Origin of the sequence: Clostridium sp. YIM B02569, from assembly GCF_022320765.1 — a bacterium.
GTDB lineage: Bacteria > Bacillota > Clostridia > Clostridiales > Clostridiaceae > Clostridium > Clostridium beijerinckii.
The window spans coordinates 54,715-73,604 of record NZ_JAKJJX010000004.1; the positions used below are offsets into that span (position 1 = coordinate 54,715).

Consider the following 18,890-nt stretch of genomic DNA (forward strand, 5'->3'; position numbering starts at 1 on the left):
AATAAAATTCTTAAGTTCTTTATCTAAAATAAAGTTAAAAATGAAAGAATATAAGAATGTAAGAACTTAAGAACTTAAGAATAAAGGAATATAAGAATTTAAGAATTTACATTTTTAACAATGAAAAAGCTTAAGGAGTTAAAAGTGAAAATATTTTTAAAGAAAAAAATATAAAAAGTTAACAATTTGCGGTGTTTTCAGTGTGATATATATTGCAAAAATAATTCTTCAGGATAATTCTAAAAATGTTGCAAGAATTTTAGCCGTAATTGTGAATTGTGAATTGCAACATAAAAATAATCAGATTATTTTTAAAATTAAATTATAGAGACTGGGGAGACGATTATGAATAAATTATTAGTGGTTATAGATTATCAAAAAGATTTTGTTGATGGAGCTTTAGGATTTAAGAAAGCAGAAACTTTAGAACAAGGCATTTATGATAAAGCAAAAAAATATTTGAAAAATGGCGATAAGGTTTTATTCACTTATGATACTCATTTTGAGAATTATTTAGAAACAAGGGAAGGAAAGAGTCTGCCTGTACCTCATTGTTATATAAATACTGAAGGTCATGAGCTTTATGGAAAGTTAAAAGAATTTGTGGGCGTAGAGAATACTTTTCATTATGATAAAAACTCTTTTGGAATAGCGCCAGCAGACATGTTAAAGATATCAAAGGATGTTGGTGATGATATAGATGAAATAGAGTTAGTTGGAGTTGTAACGAACATTTGTGTAATAAGTAATGTGGTCACATTTCAATCTCAGTATATAAATGCAGACTTAAGTGTAGATGGAACCTTATGTGCAAGTTTTGATGATAGTCTTCATGACAAAGCATTAGATGTAATTGAATCACTAGGGGTTAAAGTTACAAGATAGGAGGGATATAGATGATAGATCCATTATTATTAACTGATTTTTATAAGACAATACATCATATGTGCTATGCAGAAGGAATGACAAAGCTTGTAAGCTATTGGACTCCAAGAATGTCTAGAAAAGAAAACATGGATAAAGTAGTTATGTTTGGGCTTCAATCTTTTATAAAAAAATATTTAATAGAATATTTTGATGAAAATTTTTTCGCCATTCCTAAGGATGAAATTATTAGTGAATATAAGAGAGTGATATCTAGAACAATGGGAAGCATCGCAGCAGATACAGCTCACATAGAAAAATTGCATGATTTAGGTTATTTGCCTATACAAATAAAAGCAGTCCAAGAAGGAACAAGAGTAAATATAAAAACACCTATGATTGAAATCACTAATACTCACGATGAATTTGCTTGGCTTGTGAATTATTTGGAGACTTTCATGAGCTGTAATATATGGCAGCCTATGACAAGTGCAACAATAGCATATAGATATAGAGAAATTGCTTTAAAGTATTTTGATCTAACTGTTGAAAATGGTGATGTAAAAAAAGCTTGCGGTGACTTTAGCATGAGAGGATTTAGCTCAATTGAAAGTGCACAGGTTAGCAGTGCAGGGCATTTACTTTCATTTGACTTAACTGCAACAATATCATCAATACTTTATCTAGAAAATTATTATAACTGTAATATTGACAATGAAATAGTTGGACTTGGAACCCCATCAACTGAGCATAGTGTAATGTGCACTTATGGAACTGATGAACTTAAAGCTTATAAGAGATTAATTAATGAAGTATTTCCAAGCGGTGTTATAAGTATAGTTTCAGATACCTACGATTATTGGAACCTCATTACTAATATCCTTCCAATATTAAAAGAGGATATATTAAATAGAGATGGAAAGGTAGTAATCAGAGGAGATAGTGGAGATCCAGTTAAAATAATCTGTGGTGATAGTGAAGCACCACATAATAGTCCAGCATATAAAGGAACTGTTGAACTTTTGTGGGATATATTTGGTGGGGAAATTAATTCAAAAGGATATAAAGTTTTAGATTCACATATAGGAACAATTTATGGTGATAGCATCACAGTTGAAAGGTGCGAAGAAATCTGCAGATGCCTTGCACAAAAAGGATTTGCAGTAAGCAATTGTACTTTTGGAATTGGCTCTTACACCTATCAATATAATACTCGTGATACCTTTGGATTTGCTCTTAAAGCAACTCATGCAGTAATAAATGGAGAAGAAAAATTCATATTTAAAGATCCTAAAACTGACACAGGAAACTTTAAAAAATCTCAAAAAGGAATGTGCTATGTATACAAGGAGGGAGAGGATATCCTTTATAAGGACGAGCTTACTTTAAAAGAGCAGGAGGAGTATAAAGACAATTTATTAGAAGTTGTTTTTAAGGATGGAAACTTGATTAAAGATTATTCATTAAAAGAAATTAGAGATAAGTTACATGGAGAGTTTTGATAAATTATCTTGTTTTTATTGCTATTAGGAAAAATAATGGAGGTGAGTTAACATATGAATAAGAATTTAAGAATAGAAGCAGCTCAAAATACATTGAAATATATAAAAAATGGTTATTATATAGTAAAGGATAAAAGATTAGATATTGCAGATGTTCATAAAAAGTCTGTTAAAGAAAGCATTTTAATTTCTCCAGAAGAAGGGGATGCTTTAGTAGAAAAGTATAAAGACTCGAAAGTAAATAAGAAAGCAAATATTAAAGTTAAAAATATATCTACAGTAAAAGCTGTGTTAGACTTAGTAAGTGAAAATTTAAAAGAAATAGGAGTATTAAATTTTGCAAGTGCTAAAAATCCAGGGGGAGGTTTCTTAAATGGAGCTTTAGCTCAAGAAGAAAGCATTGCTATAGGAACAGGATTATATGATACTCAGCTAGAAAATGAGAAATATTATTTAGAAAATAGAAATTGTAAGACTATGATGTATACGGATTACATGATTTATTCACCAGAAGTGGTATTTATAAGAGATGATGAATTAAATCTATTAGAACAATGGGTAACAGCAAATATTATTACAGCACCGGCAGTAAATTATGGACAAGTTTTGTTAAAGGGAGAAAATGAAACACTAGCTAAAAAGGTAATGAAAATAAGGATGAGAAAAGTTTTAGCTCTTTTCGTAAATGCAGGAAATAAAAATCTAATATTAGGTGCATATGGGTGTGGTGTATTTAGAAATGACCCTAAATTAATAGCAGAATACTGGCGAGAACTTCTAATTAACGAAAATTTTATTAGTTACTTTGATAATATAATATTTGCTGTTTTAGATAACTCCAAAAACCAAAACTGCATAAAAGCCTTTGAGGGATTAGAAAAGTAAGATATTTATTGTATTTTTAAGAAGGGAATGAGAATTTTGTACACTATTGAAGAGATTCTTGAAATGAAATACCCATATGAGCTTTTTACAGGTAATAAAGAAACAGCTAAAAAAGAACACATTGATCTTCTTAAAATATTTCATCCAGATTTGCATAGGGATTCAGAGAAATACAAAGAGGTTACAAGTAAAATAAACGAATTATATTCTGAAACTGTTAAATTATTAGACAATGGAAACTGGATTGAAGATGGATTAATTAAAATAACAAGTTCTGATGGCGAAAAATATTCAATGAAATATAATGTAGAATATTCATTTGAATTAGGAAGCTATTTCATTGGTAATAGATCAATTTTATATTTAATTGATAAAAAGCATAAGGATTTTGTAGAAAATGCATTGGATAGAATCAAGAATTTAAAATACGAGAATAACAACATGAAATCTGAATTCGAAAAGTATTTTCCAAAAGTGTTAAAAAGATTTGAAACTATGGATAAGAAGATAGGATTGCTTATAGAAAAGCCGGAAGATGCCTATTCTCTTAAAGATATATTAAGTTATTATAGCAGCAAAGTTCCACCAAGACATGTAATGTGGATTCTAAGCAGTTTATATAATATAACTTGTTTTCTATATTATAATAATCTATCACATAATGGAATAAATATTGATAATTATTTTATATCTCCATCATATAATAGTGGATTTTTGTTGGGTGGATGGTGGTATACAGTCCCTATAGATGGGAAAATGCTTGGAATACCTAGCGAAATTTATAGCATCATGTCTCCAGAAATGAAGTCATCTAAAACAGGCACATTTCTACTAGATTTAGAATCCATACGGCTAATTGGAAGAACCTTGCTTGGCGATAAGAATGGAATAAGTTTTATTGAAGATTCTGATATACCTAAGCCGCTTATTGATTGGGTCAGAGGAGTTTCAGTAAACAATCCAATGGAAGAGTATAAGCTTTGGGAAAGTGTAATTAAACAAAGTTATGGAGAAAGAAAATTCGTAAATATGGATATTGATATAAATAAATTATACCCTAGTAAAATTAATACGTAATATATATTTCAAAAATAATTTTTCATCATAATTCCAAAAAATATTGCAAGAATTTTAGTCGTAATTATGCAGTGTTCATTGTGAAATGTGCATTGTGAATTGCAATATATGAGTATTTAGGAGGTATTAAAATGGGAACAGGAAGATGGGATTCAAAAGCTTGGGATAGTTACGCAAGTGCAACTATAAAAGGAAAGAAAACAGTAGATGATGTCTTTGCAGCGAGGAAACTTGATCCAAGTTTAAATCCGTATAAAGTAAGTTTTAGAGAAAGTTGTGACAGCAGTGACAACCCAAACTCAACACCAATTATTATTGGACTTGATGTAACTGGTTCAATGGGCATAATTGCAGATAGCATTGCAAGGGAAGGCTTAGAAAAATTAGCTACTGAAGTATATAGTAGAAAGCCTGTTTCTGACCCACATATCATGTTTATTGGAATTGGTGATGTTAAATATGATTCAGCCCCTTTACAGGTGACTCAATTTGAAGCTGATATAAGAATTGCAAAAGAGTTAACTAAAATTTATGTGGAACATGGAGGTGGAGGAAATAACTCTGAAAGTTATACTTTACCTTGGTGGTTTGCTGGAATGCATACAAAATGTGATAATTTTATAAAAAGAGGAAAAAAGGGATATCTATTTACTATAGGAGATGAGGAGTGTCCTAAGACTGTTCTTAAAAATGAAATAAAAAAAGTCTTTGGAGATGCAATACAAACTGATAGTATGTCAGCACACGATTTATTAAGGCTTGTATCTAAGCAATATGAAGTATTTCATATTATTATTGAAGAAGGAAGTCATATGCGTTATCAGCCAGATGAAGTAATAAAGTCATGGAATGATATTTTAGGTCAAAGAGTTTTGAGATTGTCAGATTATACAAAATTGCCTGAACTTATAGTATCAACACTACAAGTATTAACTGGAGAAGACAAGGATAATGTTTCTGATAGTTGGGATGGAAGTACAAGCTTAATAATAAGAAATGCTATAAAAGAATTAGTTCCAAATGCAAAAGATGATAATGGACTTGTAAAGTTTTAATGTTATTGGAGCTGTGCCACAAAGAATAAAAACTACAATATACTGTATTAAATTTAAAAATTCTAATACAACATACTGTGGCCGATTTTCTTAATGGAACAGCTCCATGTTTAATATTATGAAAGGAGAGCTTGGCATGAAATCTATAAAAGTGATAATAGGTTCTAATTTTGGTGATGAAGGAAAAGGACTAATGACAGATTACATGTGTTCTATAAATGAAAACCCGGTTGTGATTCGGTTCAATTCATCTGCTCAAGCAGGTCATACTGTAGTTACACCAGATAGTGAAAGACATGTATTTGGACATTTTGGAGCAGGAAGCTTACAAGGTATTCCAACTTTTTTAACCAGTTATTTTTCAGTCAATCCTTTATTATTTATAAAAGAATATGATGAACTTAATAAAATAGGAATTATTCCATATACAATGATAGATTCAAATTGCCCTGTAGTTATACCACAAGACATGATATTAAATCAGATATTAGAAAGACATAGAGGAAATAATAAACATGGAAGTTGCGGACTAGGGTATAATGAGTCAATTGTAAGAAATAGTATGGATAGATATAAAATAACCTGCGGTGATATTTTTAGCGGAAATTATAAAGATAAGCTGGAGCTTATAAAAAAAGAATATATAGATAAGAGGATTGAACAGTTAAACTTAAAGTCTTCCAATGATAATTTAATAAATATACTATTTGATGCAAATATAATAGAACATTTTATTTATGATGTTGATAATAATTTTAAATCAAAGATAGAGCTATCTAATATAGAAAGTATTTTAGAAAATTATCAAACTCCTATATTCGAAGGCGCACAAGGATTAATGCTATCGGAGGACTATAAATATTTTCCTTATGTGACCCATTCTAAAACAGGTTTAAGCAATGCGATAGATTTGTTAGAAAAAGCAAAGTTCTGTGAACTGGATATAGAAGTAATCTATGTAACAAGGAGCTATTTAACAAGACATGGGGCAGGACCATTGCCAAATGAAATAAAAGAGAAGCCATACAAGAATATTACAGATTTAACTAATATTCAAAATGAATTTCAAGGTGTTTTAAGATTCGCACCACTAGACATAGATTTATTATCAGAGAATATAGAAAATGATTATAATAAGATTAGCTTCAAGAGCAAAAATAAAAAAATCAATGTAAGTAAATCTATTGCAATAACATGCCTAGACCAGATAGATAATAATAAGGCGGAGTATTATAAAGATAATAGTCTTCTATTAAAGAGTACTGATGAGTTTATAGAGGATATACTTAGAAAGATCAATCCTGATAATTGTTATTTAAGTTATGGAGTATCTAGAGATACTATTGTAAAATGTTGAAATAAGGATTGAATATTACAAATAATTTAAATCTCAAATTTGCATACCATCATTAATTTATTTAAAATAAATAGCATAGTTGTTATAGATAAACAATATATGACTTGGACTTATTAGATGAATATATTTACAAAGTTACTAAAATTTCAAGTACATATCATCACTAGAAATTATAAATATTTTCATATCTTTTCGGAATCAAAATATTTATGATTTCGGTAAGTTACCACATGAATATAGTTTTAAAGTTGGATATTTAGATAGATAAGCCAATTATAAGTTGGATTTATACTATGAAATATATCCCAACTAGAAATGGGTAATATACTTTTGTGGAATGTTTCATTGGTAATTTTGATGGATGTGATTCTTTGGCTATAAGTTGTTCCAAATGTGCTAGTTCAAAGCTTGTTCTGTGGGGCTAGCATTTTGGTGCAACTTTATAGCCTTAGAATCACCCATCAGAATTACCTAGAAACTGGAACAAAAGTATATTATTCATTTCGGCGAGTTATATGCATAAGTTCAGGTCTTAGTTGGGTTATCTATATATTATAGGAGTTATATGTTAAATGTTAATTGGAAACCAAATAAAATGTCATCTATTCCATTATATCAGCAAATAGTTAATTATATTAAGACGATGATATCAACGGGGGAATGGGATGTAGGTAGTAAACTGCCAACACAAAGAGAGCTGTCAAAAATATTTGAAGTAAATAGAAGTACTGTTGTGGAGGCTTTAGATGAATTAAAAGCAGAAGGACTAATTGAAGGTAAAAGTGGTGTAGGAACTGTTATAGTTAATAATACTTGGTCTCTAATTACATCTATTTCACCATTAAAATGGCAAAATTATATTTTAAGTGGCATACAAAAGCCCAATTTACCTACAATTCAAAAAATAAATCAATTAGAATTTAAGGATGGAATGATACGATTAGGAACTGGAGAGCTTTCGCGTGATTTATATCCTTATGATATGATGAAAGTGATTTTAAACAAAGTTTCAGAAAATGTAAAAGATTTAGGTTATGAGGAACCAAAAGGATCACTACATTTAAGAGAAACAATAAGCAAGTATCTGAAAAAGCATAACATAAATGTTTCCCCATCAAAAATATTAATTGTATCCGGATCATTGCAAGCACTGCAGTTAATTTCTATGGGAATTTTAAAGAGTGGATCTACAATACTTGTTGAAAAGCCTTCATATTTGAGTTCACTTAATTTATTTCAATCATATGGAATGAATTTAAATAGTGTTTCAATGGATAACTTTGGAATCAAGCCAAATGAAATTATAAAAAATAAGAAAAATGATAATTCAACTTTATTATATACTATACCCACTTTTCAAAATCCTACAGGAATTGTAATGACCGAAGAGAGAAGAAATGAAATTTTAGAAATATGCTCAAAGGAAAGAATTCCTATTATTGAAGATGACGCATATAGAGAACTATGGTTAGATAAAGAGCCGCCGCTACCGTTAAAATCAAAAGACAAAAATGGAAATGTGATGTATTTAGGCACGGCTTCAAAATCTATAGCGGCAGGCCTTAGAGTTGGTTGGCTAGTTGGACCAGAAAATGTAATTGAACATTTAAGTGATCTTAAGATGCAGATGGATTATGGAACAAGTTCTTTATCTCAGGAAGTCTTAGCTGAATTGATTGATAATGGCTTATATGATGAATATTTATTACAGCTAAGAAATCAGCTAAAAATTCGAAGAGATGTGACACTAGATATTTTAAAGAGGTATTTTGATGGTATAGCAACGTGGAGCAAACCACAGGGTGGATTTTATATTTGGCTAAAATTAAAGAAATCATTATCATTAAATAAACTATTTGAATTATCTTATGAGAAAGGAATATTGATTAATCCGGGAAATATTTATGATTTTTCTAATAGTCAAAATTTAAGAATTTCATATTCATATGCTTCACTGGGAGAGTTAGAAAAGGGTTTAAAGATATTATCAGAATTGATAAAAAAGAGCTATTTTAATGATATAACCAAAAGCAGCTATTGATTTTTTTCAATAGCTGCTTTTGGTTGGGTAATAAACTAATATCTTGGTTGGGGACTTTTTATATTTTATTAGTTAAAATAAGAAAAGAACTAATAAAGGGGGTAAATTATGATTAAATACTTATTACAAGGGCTTCTATTTGGACTTGCTTATGTAGCACCAATAGGAACACAAAACCTATATGTAATAAACACTGCTCTGCAAAAAAGTAAGGCTGAAACATATAAAGTTGCACTTATAACTATCTTATTTGATATTTCATTAGCGATTTCGTGCTTTTTTGGAATAGGGGCGCTTATTCAAAAATACCATATATTAAAATTGGCAATACTTCTATTTGGATTTGTCGTTATAATTTACATAGGAGCTGGATTAATAAGAACATCTTCACAAATATTAGAAGATAATAAGCTAAGTGATAATTCATTTATTAAGATTACTATTTCTTGCTTTGCTGTTACGTGGCTTAATCCCCAGGCAATAATTGATGGATCTTTATTATTAGGTGGATTTAATGCCTCACTTCCAGCAGAAATGTCAAAGTACTTTATAGTGGGGGTCTGCATGGCATCAGCCATATGGTTTAGTAGTCTTGCAGGCTTTGTAGGAAAGTTTAGCAATAAATTTAATAAAATAATTAAATGGATTAACATAGTTTGTGGACTAGTACTTATATTCTATGGCTTAAAATTAGGATACTCATTTATTGAAGCAATATATTTATAGCTTTTTTGTGGCTATAGATAACCTAAGTGAGACTTAAACTTATGCATACAACTCGCCGAAATAAGGATTATGCTGTTGCTCCAGTTTCTAAGGAAATTATGATGGATAATTCTAAGATTACAAGTTGCGCCCAAGATGCTAGCCTCAAAGGCGAGCTTTGAACTAGCATACTTGGAACAACTTTTAATCTAAGAATCAAAACCATCAAATTCCTAATGAAACATTTCGCAAAAGCATAATTCTTATTTCTAGTTTGGATATATTTCATGGTGTAGATCTAACTTATAGTTGGGTTATCTATAAGGTTCTTCATTGAAAAATTGAAATATCTCTGGTAGAGAAATTTGATAAATATTTGTGAAATTTTCATAGTCATATAGAACAGATATATATTCAATAAAATAGACTTATTAGATGAATATTTTTACAAAGTTGCTAAGACTTAAAGTCATATCTTCACTAGAAATCATAAATATATTTGTGAAGAAAACATTTGAAAATGAGCTGTTAAAGGTTCTTTGCTGTAGGTTGTTCCATTTTAGCTTGTCAAACTGAAAGTTGGAGCATGCTAAATTGGATACAACCTGCTGCTTAGAACCTTCAGCGATATTTTCATAGCTTTTCGGAATCAAAATATTTATGATTTCGGCGAGCTATACACATAAGTATGGATTATAGCTGATATATCTATATACAAAAATGTATTTGTTGGATACAATAAAGGTGAAATTACTTACTTAATGAGGAGATTCATGATATGAAATATTATTTTGCACCATTAGAAGGTGTTACTGGATATGTATATAGGAATGCATATGAAACTTTTTTTGGACAAATTGATAAGTACTTTATGCCATTTATATCACCAACTAAAAATAAAAGCTTTACTTCTAGAGAGCTAAACGATGTATTACCTGAGCATAATGAAGGAATTAATGTGATTCCTCAGATACTTACTAATAATTCTGAGTATTTCATTGATACTGTAAATCAGTTGAGTAAATTTGGATATGATGAAGTTAATTTAAATTTAGGATGCCCATCTGGCACTGTTGTTGCAAAGCATAAGGGATCAGGATTTCTTGCACAAAGAAAGCAGCTCGATGAATTTTTAGAGGATATATTTTCAAATGCGTCAAGCAAAATTTCCATAAAGACAAGAATTGGAAAGGATTCGCCAGATGAATTTTATGAGTTAATTGAAATCTTTAATAAATATCCTTTAGAGGAGCTTATAATTCATCCAAGAATTCAGACAGACTTTTATAAAAATAAGCCTAACATGAAAGTGTTTAAGGATGCATTGGCATTAAGTAAAAATCCTATTTGTTATAATGGTGATATTTTTAATGTAGAAGATTATAAGAAATTATCCGAAGCTCATCCAAAGCTTGAAGCAGTAATGCTTGGTAGAGGACTTATTGCAAATCCGGGATTGATTGAAGAAATTAAGACCAATCGTCTTATGGATAAAGAGTTAATAAAGGCATTTCATGATAAAGTCTGCATAGGATATGAAGAAGTTCTTTCAGGTGATAAAAATGTCTTATTTAAAATGAAAGAATTATGGTTTTATATGATACATATCTTTACTAATAGTGATAAATATGCTAAAAAGATAAGAAAGACTAGTAGTTTACAGGAATATAAAGGAATCATATCAAGCATGTTTCAGGAACTTGATATAAAGAAAACAGATATACATGGATTTTAATGGTTCAATTATCATATAAGTTTTAATTCTTAAATTATATTATAGATTAAGATGATTTTTAATTAGATAAATTTTTGTATAAATGAAATTTATACTTAACTACTGTTTATTATAGAAAATAAGCGTAAAATAGTTATAATTAGAATATTGCTATAAAGATACATTAATAGGAATAATATATATTGGAAAAATAATTCTTCATTATAATTCTAAAAATATTGCAATAATTTTAGAATTATAATGAATTGTGAAATATGCATTGTGAATTAAAAATTGTGCATTGTCAATTGCAAAATATATATTTATAAAATTTGGAATATAATCACTGATATTTTTATAATTTATTGTATCAGGGGGTGATTATATGGGCGTTAAAGAAATAATTGAGAAATACAGGGGTAAAAATGCGGATATGCAAAACATTATCGCAAACCTTGTTCTCGCAGTGGCAGATTTAAATGCCAAAAACAAAATCTTAGTGGATATACTAAAGAAGAATGAAATAGAGATTCATATAACTAATAAGAAATATCAAAAATATTTAAGTGATTCGCTGGAGAGTATATTATCGAAGATTTACAAAGACTAGCTAAAGAAGATTTTATAAATGGAGGATATAGAATGATATTTAAACCTGAATTAATTAAGGGAATAGCGAAAACAAGCCATCCATATGGATGTAGAAAAGAAGTACTAAACCAAATCGAATACTGTAAGAATGCAAAGCAATTTCATGGCCCTAAGAAAGTGCTTATTATTGGAGCATCATCAGGTTTTGGCCTTGCTACAAGAATTTCTTTAGCCTTTGGTGGAGCGAAAGCTGATACAATTGGAGTTTCATTTGAAACAGGAATTACAGATAGGAGAACAGGGACTGCAGGTTGGTATAATAATATATTTTTTAAAGAGTTTGCAGAAAAAGAAGGACTTATTGCAAAAAACTTTATTGGAGATGCATTTTCAGATGAAGTAAAAGAAAATGTTATAAAATATATAAAGAATGAGTTTGGAAAAATTGATTTACTCATTTATAGTTTAGCATCGCCAAGAAGAAAAGATCCTAAGACAGGTAATATATACGATTCAACTTTAAAAACTACATCTGGAGAATTTCAGGGTCCGACAATTGATATGGAGAAAGATGAATTAGTTACGACTAAAGTTAATTCAGCAACTGATAAAGAGATAGAAGCAACAAAAAAAGTAATGGGAGGTGAAGATTGGAGCGAGTGGTGTACGCTACTTCTTGAAAATGATTGCCTCTCTGAGAAGGCTATAACAATTTCGTATTCATATATTGGAGCATCAAGAACATATAAAATTTATAGGGAAGGTACAATAGGAGAGGCTAAACGCCATCTTGAAAATACTGCAATTCAAATAGATAAAGAGTGGAAAAAGAAGATTAATGGAAAGGCTTTTGTTTCTGTAAATAAAGCAATTGTAACTAAGGCAAGTGCATATATACCTTCTTTCTCATTGTATGCAGCGGTATTATATAAAGTAATGAAAGAAAAGAATTTACATGAAAACTGCATTATGCAGATGCAAAGAATGTTTGCTGATAAAATATATGCAGAAAATCCACTTGAATTTGATGATAGTGGAAGATTAAGAATGGATGATTGGGAACTTAGGGAAGATGTACAAAGTGAAGTTAATGAATTGTGGGAAAAAATAACTCCAGATAATTTTAAAATATTATCGGATTATGACGGATATAAAAAGGAATTTATGCAGTTAAATGGTTTTGAAATTGATGGAGTCAATTATAGTGAAGACATTGATATAGAAGCATTAAAAAGGCTAGAACAATAGATTAATTAATGTTTATGTTAAGAAGTATCAAAAGGGTACTTCTTATTTTTTTTATAAATATATTTTAGAGAGATAATAATATTTCAAAAAACATTGCGCCTGTGGTATAATTATCCGGGTATGCAATAAATCAAATAGCTATGTATATTATGGTCGTATTTGATTTTAGTGTTAATAAATATAATTAACTAGGGAGAAGTGTTTTGAAATGAGAATAAAATATAAGCTTATCATTAGCTATTTGATCTTAATTGTATTTGCTGTAAGTGTATTGGGGTTGTTAATTGGGAATAAATCTAACAAAGCAGTTTTTAAAGAGGTTAACGAAAAAAGTCAACGTTTAACAGAATCAATTATTACAACTTTGAGTGTAAGAAATGATTTGCTTACTGAGAAATCTTATGGAGATTTAAATTTTGCAAATAACGTATTAAACAATTTAGCTGATATGAGAGTTGATTACAATGAAATCGTAAAAGTTGGAGATTTTAACTTACCAGTTTTATATTCAGGAAATCAAAGAATATCCTTAGATAATACTATAGTTGATAAACTAAAACAATCAACAGGTACTATAGCAACAATGTTTTTATTACAAGATGATAAACTAATAAGGGTTTCTACTACCGTATTTAATAATGGTAATAGAATATTAGGTACATATATTTCAAGCGATACTGAAGCTTATAAAAAGACACTAAATAATGAAGAATATATTGGCGATATTAGAATAGAAGGAATTGGATATTTAACAAGAATGAAGCCAATATTGGATAAAGATAAAAAAGTAATAGGGGCAATAGGGTTAGGAAATAAAATTAGTAATGATTATTTGGACAAGACATTAAGCAATATAAAATTAGGAAAGACTGGATATGCGTACATACTAGACTCTGAAGGAAATGTAATTCTTCATCCATCTGATAGTGGGAAAAATGTAAGTGATTATGATTTTGTTCAAAAAATGCATAATGAAAAAAGTGGAATGATTGAGTACACTTATAACGGAGTTAAAAAGGTAGGATATTATCAGTATTTTGAAGCTTGGCATTGGTATGTAGTTACTACAGCAGATTATGAGGAATTAAACTCTTCAGCAAAATCAATTTTGACTACCACAATAGCTACTGGGGGAATAATTATTATTTTAAGCGGAATTATAGCATTATTTTTAGCTAATACATTAGTTAAGCCTATTAATAAGTTAAAATCCTGTATGGAGATAGCGAGTAAAGGCGATTTGACAATACGATGTAATATAGATAGTAAAGATGAGATAGGAGTTTTAGCAAATAGTTTTAATAATATGCTTGCAGAAAATAAAAGATTATTAGAAGAAACTGTGCAGTATGAAAAGTTAAAAACAGAATTTATCGCTAATATGTCACATGAATTAAGGACACCATTAAATATTATATTTTCAACAGCGCAGTTGTTTAATGTACTTATAAATAGAGATGAGAATTTAAATACTGAGAAAATGAAGAATTATACAAATAGTATAAAGCAAAACTGTTATAGGTTGGTAAGATTGGTGAATAATCTTATAGATATAACAAAGATTGATTCAGGTTATATGAAACTAGAATTGAAAAATGGCAATATAGTACAAGTTGTAGAGGATATAACACAATCAACCGCTGAATATGTAGAGTATATGTCTAGAACAATAATATTTGATACAGATAATGAAGAAAAAATTATGGCTTTTGACGAGGAAAAGCTAGAAAGAATTTTGCTCAATCTGATTTCCAATGCTACTAAATTCACTGAACCAGGAGATAAAATAAGTGTTAATTTATATGATATGGATGATCATATAGTTATCTCTGTAAAAGATACAGGAAGAGGAATTCCAGAGGAAAAAGTATCGCAGCTTTTCCAACGATTTAAGCAGGTAGAGAGATTATTAAATAGAAGTCATGAAGGTAGTGGAATTGGGTTATCCATAGTTAAAGCCTTAGTTGAGATGCATGAAGGAACAATAGAAGTAAAAAGCGTTTATGGAGAAGGTACAGAGTTTATTATATGTCTTCCTGTTAAGATCGTACCAGAAGATGAAGGTAAGAAAAGCAAGAATGGTTATGCAAACCAATCTAAGGTTGAAAATATTAATATTGAGTTTTCAGATATATATAGCTAAAGAAGATGGTAAATTTTTATTGACATTTTTAAGCTTTGAGTATAAAATTTAGACGAGCACTAGGGGAGCCGTAATGGCTGAGATGAGTTTTTCAGACCCTTTGAACCTGCACTGGGTAATGCCAGCGAAGGGAAGTTATAAGATAATATAAAGCTAAATCTAAAGGTAGTAGATTTACAATTTAATTAGATTATTAACTCTTTTCAATGGTATTTTAGTACTGTTTGGGAGGAGTTTTTTTATGCAATTTTCACAAAGATTATTATTGAAAGGTAAACCTATTTGGGAAGCATGCTTGGAGCATCCTTTTCTTAAGGAACTTAGTGAGGGAACTTTAAAAGAAGATAAGTTTTGCTTTTATGTTAAGCAGGATTATGTTTATCTAATAGATTATATAAAGCTTTTCGCATTAGGTATGGTTAAAGCAGATTCATTAGAAGATATACAAGCCTTTGCCAAATGTGCAAATGCTATAGTAAATATTGAAATGGATGCACATACTGAATATGCTAAGAAGTTTGGAATAACTAAGGAAGAACTAGAGGCTACAAAGCCAAATGCAAGTAATTTGTCGTACACAAAGTTTATGCTACAGGTATCATCAGAAGGATCTTTAGCAGAACTAGTAGCAGCATTACTTCCATGTATGTGGAGCTATGCATTTATCGGAAAAACCTTAGCAAAGAATAGTAAGGCATTAGAGCATCCACTTTATAGTGAATGGATACTTACATATGCAACAGAAGAATATAACAAAGAAAATGATTGGTGCGTAAAACTTATGGATAAACTAGCAGAAGGGCTTCCAGAAAGACAACTTCAAAAATTAGAAGAAATTTTTATTATATCTTCAAAATATGAATATATGTTTTGGGATGGGTGCTACAAAAAGGAAAGTTGGGTTATTTAGATGAAAGCATTGGAAATTAATAATTTATCCTTTGGATATAAGGATTCTGGAAAATTAATAGTAGATGATTTATCTTTTGATATAAATAAAAATGAATTTGTCACTATTATTGCACCTAGTGGCACAGGCAAAAGTACCCTTTTTCGATTAATTTTAGGACTATTAAAGCCACAAAAGGGCAATATAAATATATTAAAAGATGGCAATAAAAATATTATAGGATATATGCCTCAAAAAGATTCCTTAATGCCATGGAGAAATATTCTCGACAATACAGCAGTTGGACTTGAATTAAATGGTTATAGTAAGAAAGAAGCTAGAAAAGTGGCAGCTACATACTTTGAGGATTTTGGACTTAAAGGAACTGAAAAATATTATCCACATGAATTATCAGGTGGTATGAGGCAGAGAGCTTCATTTTTAAGAGCAATAGTAAATAATCCTTCCATAATTTTATTAGATGAGCCATTTTCTTCTCTAGATGCGTTAACAAGAAGAAAGATGCAGTCATGGCTTTTAGATCTTTGTCAAAGACAAAGTAATACTGTGTTTATGATAACTCATGATATAGAGGAAGCTTTGCTTTTATCAGATAGAATTCTTATTTGTACGGAGCTTCCATATAGAAATCTAAAATCTATAGATGTAAATATTGAAAGACCAAGGAATTATGAGACCACACTTTCTAGTGAGTTTATTGAGCTAAAAAGAGATATTTTAAATGTTCTTGACTCCTTAGAAGAAAATAAAGGGGGGATATAGAATGAAAAAAATTAAAGACTATATATTTCCTTTAATATTTTTGGTAATTATAATTTTGACATGGGAATTTATAATACCATATTTTAAGGTGCCGAATTTTATTTTGCCTAGATTTTCTGAAATCATAAAGGCTTTAGTAGATCAAAAAGATTTAATATATAAACATTCTCTTATCACACTAGGTGAAGCACTATTAGGGCTTATTGCGTCCGTAATTATAGGTATATCTTGTGCACTTTCCATATACCTTTGGAGAAATGTTTCGAAAACTTTATATCCAATTATAATTTTTTCTCAAACAATTCCGACTATAGCTTTATCTCCAATTATGGTTATGTGGTTTGGATATACCATATGGTCAAAGGTAGCAGTAGTAATATTATTTTGTTTTTTCCCTATAGTTATAAGTACATTAGATGGATTAAATAGTGTAGATAGAGATTTAGAGGATGTTTTAAAAGCTCTTGGAGGAAATAGATTTCAAATATTTTTTAAACTCCATATGAATTCAGTATTACCAAATTTTTTAAGCAGTTTTAAAATAGCTGCAACCTATAGTATTTCAGGGGCTACCATTGGAGAATGGCTAGGTGCTGAAAAGGGATTAGGTATATATATTAAGAGAGCAGCAGGAATGCTTCAGGCAGATTCTGTTTTCGCAGGAGTGTTAGTTTTATCATTTCTAGGATTAATTCTATTTTCCGTAGGATTCTTGCTAGAAAAGATTTTATTAAAATACAGAAGAGGATTGAAGGAGGACAATCATGAAATTAAAAAAGCTTAGTATATTTTTACTATTTATTATGTTAGTTAGTTTAGTATTTAGCGGGTGCTCTAGTGCTTCCAATAATAAGGAAGACAAGAGTGCTACCAAAGAACTTAAAGAAGTTAATGTTCTTTTAGACTGGTATCCAAATGCAGTACATTCATTCTTATATGCAGCAGAAGAGCAAGGATACTTTAAAGAAGCAGGATTAAAGGTTAACTTAATTACACCTGCAGGTACAGATGATGGAATTAAATTAGTAGCAGCAGGAAAAGCTGATTTAGCAATAAGCTATCCTAAACAAATTATCTTAGCAAGAGGCGAAAATATTCCTATTAAATCCGTTGGAGCGATAGTTAGAAGTTCATTAAATCAACTAATGGTTCGTAAAGATTCAGGAGTTAAAACATTAAAGGATCTAGAAGGAAAGAAAGTTGGATATGCATCTTTTGATATTGATAAAGAAACTGTTAAAGCAATGGTAGCACAAGCTGGTGGAGATCCATCAAAGGTTGAATTTGTAGATGTTGGATATGACTTAATGCCTGGAATCGAAACAAAACAAGTTGATGCAATTATAGGTGGATATATAAACCATGAAAAAATATTATTAGAGAAAAAAGGTATTGAATTAGAAACTTTTGCGCCATCAGATTTTGGCGTGCCAAATAACTACGAATTAGCATTTGTTGCAAGCGATGACGCAATTAAGAATAATAATGATACAATACAAGCGTTCTTAGGAGCTGCTAAAAAAGGATTTGAATATACTCAAAAGAATCCTGATAAGGCTTTAGATTTAATATTGAAGGCTCAAAATGAAAGTTTCCCATTAGATGAAGAGACAGAAAAGAAGAGCTTAGAGATACTTTTACCTCTTATGGAAAATGAAAGTGGTAAATTCTTAAGTCAAGATAAAGAGAATTGGAATAACAACATTAAATGGCTAAAAGATAAGAATTTACTTCAAGCTGATGTAGATAGTAAAGATGTGTTTCAATAATTTATACTTATGCGTATAGCTCACCGAAATCATAAATATTTTGATTCCGAAAAGCTATGAAAATATCGCTGAAGGTTCTAAGCAGCAGGTTGTATCCACTTTAGCATGCTCCAACTTTCAGTTTGACAAGCTAAAATGGAACAATCTACAGCTAAGAACCTTTAACAGCTCATTTTCAAATGTTTTCTCCACAAATATATTTATGATTTCTAGTGAAAATATGAACTTAAAGTTTTAGCAACTTTGTTAATCTGTTCATCTAATAAG

At 29.7% G+C, this 18,890-nt stretch carries 17 protein-coding genes and 1 riboswitch; of the genes, 16 read left to right on the plus strand and 1 reads right to left on the minus strand.

The genetic code is table 11. The annotated features are described in order from the left end of the window. The first annotated feature begins 345 nt into the window (after positions 1–345). The 8 genes from L3B96_RS04625 (at position 346) to L3B96_RS04660 (ending at position 9,507) form a co-directional block, all read left to right on the plus strand. Entirely contained in the window at positions 346–885 is a 540-nt protein-coding gene (locus L3B96_RS04625; protein WP_238859003.1) for an isochorismatase family cysteine hydrolase, read from the plus strand. An 11-nt stretch (positions 886–896) separates the two neighbouring features. Next, positions 897–2,366, plus strand: a complete 1,470-nt coding sequence (locus L3B96_RS04630) for a nicotinate phosphoribosyltransferase (protein ID WP_077831685.1) — start codon at positions 897–899, stop codon at positions 2,364–2,366. A gap of 54 nt (positions 2,367–2,420) precedes the next feature. Further along, entirely contained in the window at positions 2,421–3,251 is an 831-nt protein-coding gene (locus tag L3B96_RS04635) for a TIGR02452 family protein (protein WP_238859004.1), read from the plus strand. 27 nt (positions 3,252–3,278) lie between these two features. After that, positions 3,279–4,328, plus strand: a complete 1,050-nt coding sequence (locus L3B96_RS04640) for a hypothetical protein (RefSeq protein ID WP_238859005.1) — start codon at positions 3,279–3,281, stop codon at positions 4,326–4,328. Between the two features lie 131 nt (positions 4,329–4,459). Then, positions 4,460–5,383 carry a hypothetical protein gene (locus L3B96_RS04645; RefSeq protein WP_238859006.1) on the plus strand — a complete coding sequence of 308 codons (924 nt, stop codon included), beginning with the start codon at positions 4,460–4,462 and terminating at the stop codon, positions 5,381–5,383. A gap of 136 nt (positions 5,384–5,519) precedes the next feature. Then, positions 5,520–6,740 carry an adenylosuccinate synthetase gene (locus tag L3B96_RS04650; protein WP_238859007.1) on the plus strand — a complete coding sequence of 407 codons (1,221 nt, stop codon included), beginning with the start codon at positions 5,520–5,522 and terminating at the stop codon, positions 6,738–6,740. Between the two features lie 565 nt (positions 6,741–7,305). Next, a complete protein-coding gene (locus L3B96_RS04655) occupies positions 7,306–8,781 on the plus strand; it encodes a PLP-dependent aminotransferase family protein (protein ID WP_238859008.1) in 1,476 nt (491 codons plus the stop codon). Positions 8,782–8,889: 108 nt separating this feature from the next. Beyond that, on the plus strand, positions 8,890–9,507 hold the full coding sequence (locus L3B96_RS04660) for a LysE family transporter (protein ID WP_238859009.1): 618 nt from the start codon (positions 8,890–8,892) through the stop codon (positions 9,505–9,507). Between the two features lie 67 nt (positions 9,508–9,574). Here the strand turns inward: L3B96_RS04660 and L3B96_RS27180 are convergent, their stop codons facing one another. Beyond that, on the minus strand, positions 9,575–9,706 hold the full coding sequence (locus tag L3B96_RS27180) for a hypothetical protein (RefSeq protein WP_275297094.1): 132 nt from the start codon (positions 9,704–9,706) through the stop codon (positions 9,575–9,577). Between the two features lie 558 nt (positions 9,707–10,264). Here L3B96_RS27180 and L3B96_RS04665 point away from each other — a divergent pair. From L3B96_RS04665 to L3B96_RS04700, 8 genes are all read left to right on the plus strand, one after another. Further along, the gene (locus L3B96_RS04665) at positions 10,265–11,221 is read left to right on the plus strand and encodes a tRNA-dihydrouridine synthase family protein (protein ID WP_238859010.1); all 957 of its coding nucleotides are present in this window, start codon (positions 10,265–10,267) and stop codon (positions 11,219–11,221) included. A gap of 364 nt (positions 11,222–11,585) precedes the next feature. Beyond that, positions 11,586–11,810, plus strand: a complete 225-nt coding sequence (locus L3B96_RS04670) for a hypothetical protein (RefSeq protein WP_026889638.1) — start codon at positions 11,586–11,588, stop codon at positions 11,808–11,810. Positions 11,811–11,842: 32 nt separating this feature from the next. Next, a complete protein-coding gene (gene fabV, locus L3B96_RS04675) occupies positions 11,843–13,039 on the plus strand; it encodes an enoyl-ACP reductase FabV (protein ID WP_238859011.1) in 1,197 nt (398 codons plus the stop codon). 208 nt (positions 13,040–13,247) lie between these two features. Continuing rightward, positions 13,248–15,182 (plus strand): Cache 3/Cache 2 fusion domain-containing protein, encoded by a 1,935-nt coding sequence (locus tag L3B96_RS04680; RefSeq protein ID WP_238859012.1) that lies wholly within the window; start codon positions 13,248–13,250, stop codon positions 15,180–15,182. A 51-nt stretch (positions 15,183–15,233) separates the two neighbouring features. After that, positions 15,234–15,332, plus strand: a riboswitch (TPP riboswitch). 91 nt (positions 15,333–15,423) lie between these two features. After that, complete coding sequence (gene tenA / locus L3B96_RS04685) at positions 15,424–16,092, plus strand: thiaminase II (protein WP_238859013.1); 669 nt, start codon at positions 15,424–15,426, stop codon at positions 16,090–16,092. Continuing rightward, positions 16,093–16,854, plus strand: a complete 762-nt coding sequence (locus L3B96_RS04690; protein ID WP_023976216.1) for an ABC transporter ATP-binding protein — start codon at positions 16,093–16,095, stop codon at positions 16,852–16,854. Between the two features lies 1 nt (position 16,855). Continuing rightward, on the plus strand, positions 16,856–17,638 hold the full coding sequence (locus tag L3B96_RS04695) for an ABC transporter permease (protein WP_238859014.1): 783 nt from the start codon (positions 16,856–16,858) through the stop codon (positions 17,636–17,638). Beyond that, complete coding sequence (locus tag L3B96_RS04700) at positions 17,619–18,623, plus strand: ABC transporter substrate-binding protein (protein WP_023976214.1); 1,005 nt, start codon at positions 17,619–17,621, stop codon at positions 18,621–18,623. Before L3B96_RS04695 ends, L3B96_RS04700 begins: the two co-directional genes overlap by 20 nt. The last annotated feature ends 267 nt before the right edge of the window (positions 18,624–18,890 follow it).